At 48.6% G+C, this 6,782-nt stretch carries 3 protein-coding genes; all 3 read left to right on the top strand.

Translation table 11 applies throughout. The features are described from left to right. Positions 1-104 precede the first annotated feature (104 nt). Positions 105-2,042: a ribosomal protection-like ABC-F family protein gene (gene abc-f, locus G499_RS0103530; RefSeq protein WP_026998801.1), complete on the top strand. Its 1,938-nt coding sequence runs from the start codon at positions 105-107 to the stop codon at positions 2,040-2,042. Between the two features lie 98 nt (positions 2,043-2,140). Continuing rightward, on the top strand, positions 2,141-3,676 hold the full coding sequence (locus tag G499_RS0103535; RefSeq protein ID WP_026998802.1) for a PP2C family protein-serine/threonine phosphatase: 1,536 nt from the start codon (positions 2,141-2,143) through the stop codon (positions 3,674-3,676). Between the two features lie 147 nt (positions 3,677-3,823). Next, entirely contained in the window at positions 3,824-6,118 is a 2,295-nt protein-coding gene (locus G499_RS0103540) for a Tex family protein (protein ID WP_026998803.1), read from the top strand. Positions 6,119-6,782 lie beyond the last annotated feature (664 nt).

A 6,782-nucleotide genomic window follows, 5' to 3' on the forward strand; every position in this document is an offset into this window, starting at 1 on the left:
AAACGCCCTCATAATTTATCTCCCATCAACTATCATTAGTAAAACTCAACACGAGAATCGTATCTTTGTGGTTTGATACGTTTTACTAAGTTCCCACAGAAGCCGTGCTTACCATTCATAACCTTTCTTTTTACTTTGGCAGCCGCCTACTCTACGAAAATGTCAACCTACATATCCGCCCCAAAGAGCGCATTGCATTAATCGGAGCCAATGGCACCGGCAAATCGACCTTGCTGCGGCTGATTACCAAAGAATATACGCCTGATGAAGGGTCTATTGCTTATAGCAATGATTGCACCATTGGCTTTCTGAATCAAGACCTGCTGTCTTACCAAAGTACTCAAAGCATCCGCGCTGTGGCGATGGAAGCTTTTGAGCGTCAAAATGCGCTACAGGCAGACATCAACCGCATCCTCAAAAAGCTTGAAACCGACTATACCGACAAGCTCGTGGAACAACTCTCGACCTTACAAGAGGAGTTTGCAATGCTCGATGGCTACAGCCTACAGTCCAAAGCCGAAGAAATTTTGGAGGGGCTGGGTTTCCGTACAGCTGACCTTGAGCGCCCACTACAGGAGTTTTCGGGCGGCTGGCGTATGCGTGTGATGTTGGCCAAGTTGCTTTTGCAAAAACCCTCATTGCTCTTGCTCGACGAACCAACCAACCACTTGGATATGCCCTCTATCCAATGGCTCGAAAACTATCTCAACCACTACGAAGGTGCCGTTATTGTCGTCTCACACGACCGTCATTTTCTCGAAAAATGTACCAACATCACCGTCGAAGTATCTGGTCAACAGATGCACTATTACGCCGGTAATTATAGCTTTTACCTCGAAGAGCGCGAGCTCCGCCGTGAGATACAACAGGCAGCTTACGAAAACCAACAGGCCAAAATTCGTCAAACAGAGCGCTTTATTGAGCGCTTCCGTGCCAAAGCCTCTAAATCGCGACAGGTACAATCACGCGTAAAAGCCCTCGACCGTCTGGATCGTATTGATGAAGTAATCGACGAAAACGCTACCGTGTATTTCAAGTTTAACTTTGGCCGCCAATCAGGCCGAGATGTGCTCCAGCTCAAAGATATTAGCAAATCATTTGGAGACCTAAAAATTCTGGATAACGCCCAAGGGCGTATCGAGCGTGGTGATAAAATTGCCCTTATCGGGGCGAATGGCAAAGGAAAATCAACACTCTTGCGCATCATTGCCGGCACAGAGCCCATCTCGGGCGAGCGTATTGTGGGCCACAATGTCAATACAGCTTTTTATGCACAACACCAGCTCGAAAGCCTTAATGTGGAAAACGAAATCCTTGAAGAGCTCAAACAGTCGGGTAGTGGCAAAACGGATACCGAACTACGAAGTGTACTGGGCTGCTTTTTGTTCAAAGATGAAGAGGTATTCAAAAAAATCAAAGTCCTTTCCGGAGGGGAAAAATCACGCGTGGCCTTGGCCAAAATGCTGATCGAAGAGGCCAATTTCCTCCTACTTGACGAACCGACCAACCACTTGGATATGCAGTCAGTCAATATCCTCATACAGGCGCTCAATCAATATGAAGGCACTTACGTAGTGGTATCCCACGACCGTTACTTCGTACAGCACGTGGCCAACAAGATTTGGTACATCGAAGACCACCAACTTAAGGAATACCCCGGTACTTTTGCCGAATATAACCAATGGCAGGCCGAACGTGAGACACAACTAGGGGCAAGCCCGGCAAATGCGCCTACTCCCGCCGCACCCAAACCTGAACCCAAACCCAAACCTACGGCCAATACCGAACAACAAAAGGCCATTAAGAATGATTTGCGTAAGCTAAAACAGCAACTATCAGATGCCGAAGTGCATATAGAAACACTCGAAAGCGCCAAAAACGAGTACGAGCACGCTATGGCCGACCCTTCGGTATACCAAGATGGCTCCCAAATGCAAGACTTCCAGACACGTTATCAGGCTACCCTCCAAGCCTTAGAAAAAGCCCACCAAAATTGGGAAAGGATTGCAGAGCAAATCGATAGCTTAGAAGCGCAACTGTAGGGTGTATGAGATAAGACGTACCAAGTACCAAAGTGAGCCAAGTACATATGGCACATTTTTCGTACCTTGTCGGACAATAAACAGGTATTGTCTTAAACATGCAAACAGCACCCTTTCATCTATCTCCCCAACAACTAGCCAGCAACGCCCGCGCCAAGCTGGCTAGCGCTTGGCAGGAGGAGTATCATCGTATAGGCGCACTCAATGTCAAGATAGCGGCTTGGATTATCATCTTTTCATATCCGGCCAGTATTTTCCCCAACCTAGCGGATGTAGACGCAAACTTGCTACCTATTTATATTGCGGTGTATGTTGCGCCCTCTATCATAGTAGCCCTCACATTATTGCTCTGGCGCTTTGTGCCTATGCGGCATGAGATAGTAACTTTTGTTTTGGTGGCAAGCGTGTTTACTGCGGCCACCTATCGGATACACAACCCAGAAATGCTCTTGTTGGTATATCTTATTACCAATGCAGTGTGTTTTATTGCAAGTGCTGTACAGATATTCGTCAAACCTCCCATAGTTGTAGGATATGCACTTTATATTTTCATAATCAACCTAGCAGTGAGTTATTATGGGTATGGCTGGTCTGTAGCAGATTATTTTTTGATAGGGGGGGGAGTAGTCATCCTGACAATGGATGCGGTCTTTGTGGGCGTGGTGATTGTCCGGTATCATTCTGCTAAGAAAAACTTCCTCAATAGTTTGGCCTTGCAAGCTTCTTACGAACAACTGGCAGCACAAAACCAAGTCATCGAGGAGAAGAGCAAAATCATTCAAGAAAACAACAACAACATCACGGCCAGCATCAACTACGCCAGACGTATCCAACAGGCCATCCTCCCAACCCAAAAACGGATTCAAGAAGGCTTGCCCGAGCATTTTGTCTTCTTTCGACCCAAGGACATCGTTTCAGGCGATTTTTATTGGTTTGGTGAAATTGAACCACAGCCCATTTATCGACAGCAAAACCTTACCGGTGGACAAACGGCCTCTGTCCTAGAAGGCTTTACCAGCCCAAAGAGCATCATCGCAGCGCTCGATTGTACCGGCCACGGTGTACCCGGGGCTTTTATGAGTATGCTCATTCACGCTTACCTCAACAACATCATCCATGAAAGAAATATCCACAGTCCAGATCAAATCCTCGCTGCTGTTCACGAAGCGCTGCTCGAATCGCTCAATCCCAACGAAACAGATACACACGACGGAATGGATGCCGCCATTTGTGTCTATGACTCAGAAAACCAAACACTCTATTTCTCCGGTGCCAAAAACCCACTTTTTTGGGTGGCTCTTGATGGCCAACTGACCGAAATCCCCGCCGGGCGTTTTGCCGTAGGCGGTTCGCAACTCGATATCCAACCTAAGTATGATCTCCACACTTTGCCTATCACAGAGCCTACAATGTGCTATATTTTTTCCGATGGTTTTGCTTCGCAATTTGGCGGATCCGAAGGGCGTAAGTTTATGCGCAAACGCCTCGCCCAACTATTAGCCCAAAATGCCCAACTAGAGGTAGACACCCAACGCCGTCATCTTGAAGCAGCTTTTGATGAATGGACTGCCCACGGTTTGTACCCACAGGTAGACGATGTCTTGGTCATTGGTTTTAGGCTCAAACCCCAATAGTATGCCATCACGCTAAAAATACGCCTTTGACTTTGAGGCCTTAATCAACACTTTTGCCAAAAAAGCCGTATCTTTGCTCATAAGAATCGCATTAGTTTCTCATTACATTACTACATACTCAATTTCTTCACTCTTGGGACTTCTGTTATGACACAACTCACGCACGCCCAAAAAATCGCAGAGGAGCTGCAAATCACTGACCGTCAAGTACGTGCTACGGTACACCTGTTGGACGAAGGAGCGACCGTACCCTTTATCGCACGCTATCGCAAGGAAGTTACAGACTCCCTCGACGAGGTCTTCATTACCCAAATCAGAGACCGCATTGCGCAGCTGCGCGAGCTTGACAAACGCCGAGAGGCCATCCTCAAATCTATCGAAGAGCAGGGTAAACTTACCCCCGAATTGGTCGACAAAATCGCCCAAGCCGAAACAATGACTATCCTCGAAGATTTGTACCTGCCTTACAAGCCCAAGCGACGCACCCGCGCTACCATCGCCAGAGAAAAAGGCTTGGAGCCACTCGCCGACCAGATTTTCAGCCAAGAATCGCTCGACCTTGAAACCATCGCAGCCGCCTTTATCGACGAGGAAAAAGGAGTAGCCAATATCGACGAGGCTTTGGCAGGCGCTAGAGACATCATCGCCGAGCACATCAACGAACACCAAGAGGCGCGTGCGGCCGTGCGCGAACTCTTCTACCAACAAGGCACATTCAAAACCCGTGTCTTGCCTGATAAAGAGAACGACTCCAAAGCTCTCAAATACAAAGACTATTTTGAGTGGAGTGAGCCGCTCGAAAGCGCTCCTTCTCACCGCATCCTAGCTATGCGCCGCGCCGAAAAAGAAGGGATAATCGCCCTCGAAATCAGCCCTGATGATGACCACGCCATCGAGGTCCTAGAGCGCAAATTTGTCAAAGGCCATCACAGTACTGCCGAGCAAGTCAAACTCGCCGTCAAAGACAGCTACAAACGCCTGATGAAGTCTTCGATGGAAACTGAAGTGCGTCTGGAATCCAAAAAACGCGCCGAGACAGAAGCCATCCGTGTATTTGCCGACAACCTGCGCGAGCTGCTACTCGCTTCCCCCTTGGGGCAAAAGCGCATTCTGGCCATCGACCCGGCCTTCCGTACTGGTTGCAAAGTCGTTTGCCTCGATGCCCAAGGCAACCTCCTGCACAACGATGTCATCTTCCCCGACCGCCGTGCTATCGAAGCCTCTGCCAAGCTCTTACAGTATTGCCAAGAGTATCAAATCGAGGCCGTGGCCATCGGCAACGGTACTGCCAGCCGCGAAACCGAAACCTTCGTCAAAGCAGTAGGCTTGCCCTCCAACATCCCCATCGTAATTGTCAACGAAAGCGGCGCTTCGGTCTATTCTGCTTCTGAGGTAGCGCGTGAGGAGTTTGCCGATTACGACTTGACCGTGCGCGGCGCTGTCTCTATCGGTCGCCGCCTAGCCGACCCCCTAGCCGAGCTGGTCAAAATTGACCCCAAAGCCATCGGCGTAGGGCAATACCAACACGATGTAGACCAAAACGCTCTCAAACAAAGCCTCGATGATGTAGTAGTAAGCTGCGTAAACGCCGTAGGGGTAGAAGTCAACACTGCCAGCAAACAACTCCTGACCTATGTATCGGGCTTAGGGCCACAGTTGGCGCAGAATATCGTAGAATACCGCCGCCAAAACGGACCTTTCAAGTCGCGTACAGAACTCAAAAAGGTCAGCCGCTTGGGCGACAAAGCCTTTGAACAGTGCGCCGGATTCTTACGCATCCAAAATGCCGAACACCCTCTCGACCGCAGTGCTGTTCACCCCGAAAGCTATCCTGTGGTAGCGCAAATGGCCAAAGACCTTAACTGCTCCATTACCGACCTGATGGAAAAAGAAGCGCTCCGCAAACAAATTGACCTCAAGCGTTACATCACCGATACCGTCGGCCTGCCTACGCTGCAAGATATTCTCCAAGAGCTGGCCAAGCCCGGGCGTGACCCACGTGAAGGCTTTGAAACCTTCTCCTTTGCCGAAGGTGTAAACGAAATCGAAGACGTACGTGTAGGGATGGAGCTCAACGGCATCATCACCAACGTAACCAACTTCGGTGCTTTTGTAGACCTTGGGGTACACGTCAATGGCCTGATTCATATCAGCAATCTATCGAATGAATATGTAGCCAACCCTGCCGAAGTCGTAAAGGTAAACCAGCAGGTAAAAGTAACTGTGCTCGAAGTAGATCTAGAGCGCAAGCGCATTGGTCTTTCACTCGTAGGCAAAGACAATCGCAAAGGCGGCGGAGGAGGAGCCAAACCCAGCGGCAAACCTGCCCAAAAAGGAAGTAACAATACCCGCCCTGCCGGACGGCGCGAAAACACACAGGAGGTTCCCGAAGGAGACCTACAAGCCAAACTCGCCGCCCTCAAAAACAAATTCGGCAAGTAAACCCTGTATGCTGCTAATAAACCACAAAACCCTGTCAAGAAAATGGCAGGGTTTTTCGCTTTATGTGCTGTTGCCTCATAAGCAAAAGACGATTTTTTTGGAGGGGCTTACCCTTCGAGCCGGGCATCGCTTGCGCTAGCATCCTTCGCACTCTCGTGCTCGGATGTTCCTAAGCCGCTTATGCCTGTGTAAGCTTCCTATTTCATCTTCTATCAAAGATTTTTCTCTATGACAGTCAGTGGTTTAGGGTTTTTGGGCAAAAAAAACGGGGTATGCTGCTTGCGAATTGGTGTTGCGTGCTTACCTTTGCACTCCCAAAACGATGGGATGTGGCATTTGCCGCGAGAGAGAGGTTGAAAAAAGTTTGCTAAAAAGTTTGGAGTTAACAAAAGCTTGCTTACCTTTGCACTCCCAAAACGATGGGGATGTTTGAGAAAGGGATTGCAGAAGTTTGTTGAAAAAATAAAGTTGTCCAAAAGCTTGCACAGTTTAATAACGGCGCTTACCTTTGCACTCCGAACCCTTTGTAAAAATCAAGTTTTACAGCAGTGAGCTTCGAAACAATCTCAAATTTTTTTTCACTTTTATTTGGTGGTTTAAAAAATACCACTTACCTTTGCACTCCCAATTCGGGGAAATCAGAGGGGAAGAAAGTTGAAAAGGG

This window comes from Eisenibacter elegans DSM 3317, from assembly GCF_000430505.1.
Classification (GTDB): domain Bacteria; phylum Bacteroidota; class Bacteroidia; order Cytophagales; family Microscillaceae; genus Eisenibacter; species Eisenibacter elegans.